The 4,606-nt window shown below is 74.9% G+C and carries 3 protein-coding genes and 1 pseudogene; all 4 read right to left on the reverse strand.

Annotated elements, in window-relative coordinates; translation table 11 throughout:
* A partial coding sequence (locus FOE67_RS17320; RefSeq protein WP_323384991.1) for a chromate transporter occupies window positions 1-659 on the reverse strand: 659 nt, incomplete at its 3' end.
* Between the two features lie 152 nt (window positions 660-811).
* Window positions 812-1,822, reverse strand: coding sequence for an ornithine carbamoyltransferase (gene argF, locus FOE67_RS17325; RefSeq protein ID WP_182665305.1), 1,011 nt, complete (start codon window positions 1,820-1,822; stop codon window positions 812-814).
* A gap of 189 nt (window positions 1,823-2,011) precedes the next feature.
* Window positions 2,012-3,247 (reverse strand): arginine deiminase, encoded by a 1,236-nt coding sequence (locus tag FOE67_RS17330; protein ID WP_182665307.1) that lies wholly within the window; start codon window positions 3,245-3,247, stop codon window positions 2,012-2,014.
* Window positions 3,248-3,325: 78 nt separating this feature from the next.
* A pseudogene (locus tag FOE67_RS17335) lies at window positions 3,326-4,606 on the reverse strand (AAA family ATPase); the annotation flags it as partial.

The following is a 4,606-nucleotide window of genomic DNA, read 5'->3' on the forward strand; positions in this document are numbered from 1 at the left end:
GCGAGATACCCGTACCAGCGGGCCCGGGCGGCACGCCCCACCGCCCGTCGCCGGCTGTCCGGCATCAACTGCCACGCCGCGTGCGCGGCCACCGCGGCGACCGCCGCACCCGCCCCGGCCGCCGCGCCCCGGACCGGGACCGGGGGATTCCCCGCGAGGAACAGCGCGGCCAGGGCGATGATCAGGATCAGGCCCGGCACGATGAAGCAGAACCCGCCCACCAGCGCCCCCCGGGCGCCGCGCAGCCACCACGCGGTGAGGATCGCCAGTTGGGTGGAGGCCGGGCCGGGCAGCAGGTTGGTGGTCGCGATGCCGTCCTCGAACCGCTCCGGGTCCACCCAGCGCCGCCGCTCCACGCACGTCTCGCGGAGCATCGCGATGTGCGCCGGGGGGCCGCCGAAACCGAGGAGGCCGATGCGGCCCCACTCGCGGGCGATCGTCGCCAGGCGCGGCGGGGGCTGTGATCCCGCGACCGGCGCGTTCCGCCCGGCCGGCCCGCCGGCGGCCCGGCCGGGCGCCGGACCGTCCGCCGGGGGGCCCGCCGAGGAGGCGCCCGGGTTGCCCTCCGGGGGCCGCGCCGGACCCTCCGGGCCGCTCCCGCACGTCCCCTCCGCGCGCGGGAGCGAGCCGTCGGCCTCCCGTCGTTCGTCGTCCCGCACCGACCCACCTCTTCCGTGCCGTCCGGGGGTTCCGGACCCGGGACCCCCGGACGGCCCCGACGGGGCGCACTGTAGCCGCGGCCGGTGAACGGACGGCGACCTCGGGGCCGGTCGGGACCGGTCGGGCCCCGGGCGTCGGGTCGTGCCCCGGGTCAGGTCCCGGGGCCGGCCAGGGTCGCCACCATGAGGGCCTTGATGGTGTGCAGTCGGTTCTCGGCCTCGTCGAAGACCACCGAGTGCTCGGACTCGAAGACCTCGTCGGTCACCTCCAGCGACTCCAGGCCGTGCCGGGCGTGGATCTCCCGGCCCACGCCGGTGCCCAGGTCGTGGAAGGCCGGGAGGCAGTGCAGGAACCGGACCTCGTCGTTCCCGGTGGCCCGCAGCACGTCCATGGTCACCGCGTAGGGGGACAGCAGCGCGATCCGCTCGTCCCACACCTCCTTCGGCTCGCCCATCGACACCCACACGTCGGTGGCCACGAAGTGGGCGCCGCGCACGCCCTCGGCCACGTCCTCGGTCAGCGAGAGCCGGGCGCCGGACCCGGCGGCGAGGGCCTTCGCCGTGGCGATCACCGTCTCGGACGGCCACAGCGACCGGGGGGCGACGACGCGCAGGTCCATGCCGAGCAGCGCACCGGTCACCAGGTAGGAGTTGCCCATGTTCGCCCGGGCGTCGCCCAGGTAGGCGAAGGAGGTCCGCTCCAGCGGCCGGTCGCCGTGCTCGCGCACGGTCAGCACGTCGGCGAGCATCTGGGTGGGGTGCCAGTCGTCGGTCAGGCCGTTGTAGACCGGCACGCCGGCGTGGGCGGCCAACTCCTCGACCGTCGCCTGCGCGGCCCCCCGGTACTGGATGGCGTCGAACATCCGGCCCAGCACCCGGGCGGTGTCGCGCACCGACTCCTTGTGGCCGAGCTGGGAACCCGCCGGGTCCAGATAGGTGGTCGAGGCGCCCTGGTCGGCGGCGGCGACCTCGAAGGCGCAGCGGGTCCGGGTGGAGGTCTTCTCGAAGATCAGGGCGACGTTCCGACCGGTCAGCCGGCGGCGTTCGGTGCCCGCCCGCTTCGCCGCCTTCAGTTCGGCGGCCAGCTCGACCAGGTGACGGAACTCCTCGGCGGTGACGTCCGGTTCCTTCAGGAAGTGACGGCCGGTGAGGTCGATCGGCATGGAGGGCTCCTCGGCTCGGGGTCTCGCACCGGCTCCACGGCCCGGCACGGGGCGTCGGGAGCACGACAGGTCCGCAAGTGTATACGGAGCCAAGCATCTCTATGCATGGAGATGGGTGAACAGCCCGGAACGTCCCCGGGGCGGGCCCACCGGCGCCGACGCCGCCCGCCCGGGAACGTTCCGGGCCGGCTACTCCGCCGCCTCCCGCTCCACCGGACAGCTCATGCACCGCGGGCCCCCGCGTCCCCGCCCCAGCTCCCCGCCCGGGATCTCGATCACCTCCACGCCGTGCCGCCGCAGGTGCGTGTTGGTCGTCACGTTCCGCTCGTAGGTGACCACCACGCCCGGCTCCACCGCCAGCACGTTGCAGCCGTCGTCCCACTGCTCGCGCTCCGCCGCGTGCACGTCCTGCGTCGCGGTCAGCACCCGGATCCGGTCCCGCCCCAGCGCGTGCGCGATCGCCGTGTGCATGTGCTCCGGCGGATGGTCGGTGACGGTCAACTCCGCCCCGCCCCGACCCGGTTCGATCGTGTACGAGCGCAACATCCCCAGCCCCGCGTACTGCGTGAAGGTCTCGGTGTCGATCATCGTCAGCACCGTGTCCAGGTGCATGAACGCCCGCCGCTTCGGCATGTCCAGCGCGACGATCCGCCGCGCCGAGCCCGCCGCGAACAACCCGCGCGCCAACAGCTCCACCGCCTGCGGCGTCGTCCGCTCGCTCATCCCGATCAGGACCGCCCCGTGCCCGAGCACCAGCACGTCCCCGCCCTCGATGGTGGAGGGGTACACGTCCTGCCCCTGCGACCACACCCGGAACGGCTCCGCCCCCGGCCCCGCGAACAGCGGGTGGTGCCGGTAGATCGCCTCGAAGTGCACCGTCTCGCGCTGCCGCGCGGGCCACCGCATCGCGTTGATCGACACCCCGTCGTACACCCAGGCCGAGGTGTCCCGGGTGAACAGGTGGTTGGGCAGCGGCTCCACCAGGAAGTCGTCGGGGTCCATCACGTGGAACCGCACCGATGTCGGCTCCGGATGCGCCTCCAGGTACTCCCGCTTGGTCATCCCGCCCACCAGCGCCTCCGTCAGCGCCGGGATCGACAACCCCTCGAACGCCTCGCGCAACCGGCCCGTGGCCAGCGGCCCGTAGGCGTACTCGTCGAAGACCCGGTCCAGCACCAGCTTCCGCGCCTCCGGGATCGCCAGGACCTCCCCCAGCAACTCCCCGAACAGGTGCACCTCCACCCCGCGCTCCCGGAGCACCGCCGCGAAGGCGTCGTGCTCCTGCTGGGCGCGCCGCACCCACAGCACGTCGTCGAAGAGCAACTCGTCCATGTTGGACGGCGTCAGCCGCTTGAGCTCCAACCCCGGACGGTGCAGGATCACCCGGCGCAGGCGGCCGGTCTCGGAATCCACGCGGAAAGCCATGCCCCCATCCTCACCCGGGGTACCGGCGGCGCGGGGGAACGCGCCGACCGGGTGGGGCCCGACCCGGCCTCAGCCCTCGGCGAGCGGCCGTACCGGCGCGCACCACTCCCGCTCCGCCGGCACCGACACCACCTCCCGCTCCGGCCACCGCAGCGCGGTCAGCTCCCCGCCGAAGACACAGCCGGTGTCCAGGCAGATCGTGCGGTTCACCCACCGGGCCCGGAGCACCGGCGTGTGCCCGTACACCACCTCCGCCGCGCCCCGGTGGTCCTCCGCCCACGGCAACCGCACCGGCAGGCCGTACTCGTCCCTCCCGCCCGTGGTCGCCCCGTACAGGGCGTGGGCCCGCGCCCGGCGCGAGGTCCGGCCGTGGTACCGCTCGGGCAGCCCGGCGTGGGCCACCACCAACTCCCCGCCGGCGAGACGCAGGTGGTCGGGGAGCTCGGCGAGGAACGCGCGCACCCGATCGGTGAACCCCGGCTCGGCCGCCTCCCGTTCGGCGAGCTGCTCCAGGGTGAGTTCCAGGCCGTGGCCCCTCCGCACGTTCCGGCCCGCGAGCGCGCGGGCGAGCTTGTCCTCGTGGTTGCCGACCACGCACAGCGCGTCCCCGCTCGCGCGCATCCCCGCCACCAGCTCCACCACGCCGGGACTGTCCGGACCCCGGTCCACCAGATCGCCGACGAACACCGCCGTGCGGCCCTCCGGGTGCCGGGCCCCCACCGCGCGCTCCCGCCCGTCCCGCGCGATCACCCACCCCAGGCGGGTCAGCAGCGTCACCAGCTCGGGGAGGCAACCGTGCACGTCCCCGATCAGGTCGAAGGGGCCCCGCAGGTGCGGCAGGTCGCCGGGCCGCGGTACCCGGATCAGGCGCGCCGCGTCCACCTCGGCGGCGGACCGCAGCACGTGCACCGTGCCGAAGCCCTCCTTCGCCAGGCCCTCCGCGTGCCGCCGCATCGTCTTGTGCTGCCGGCCGATCGCCCGGGCCGGCACGTCCTCCCGACCGGGCCGGCCCGGGCTGCGCCGCAGGCACTCCTCCTCCGGCAGGTCCAGCACCACCGCCACCCGGGGCAGGTCGTGGTCGCGGGCGAGCCGGACCCACGGCGCGCGCTCCTCGGGGCGCACGTTCGTCGCGTCCACCACCGTGGTCCGCCCCCCGGCCAGGCGCAGCTCCACGATCCGTTCCACCAGCGCGAAGGCACGGCCGGTGGCGGCCTGATCGTTCGGGTCGTCCGCCACCAGGGCCCGGCAGGCGTCCGAGGAGACCACCTCGGTGGGGCGGAAGTGGCGGGCGGCGAGGGTGGACTTCCCGGCGCCGGCGGGACCGATCAGGACCACCAGGGCGGGGTCGGGGATCGGCAG

It is taken from the genome of Streptomyces calidiresistens, from assembly GCF_014141525.1.
In the GTDB taxonomy this organism is placed as follows: domain Bacteria; phylum Actinomycetota; class Actinomycetes; order Streptomycetales; family Streptomycetaceae; genus Streptomyces; species Streptomyces calidiresistens.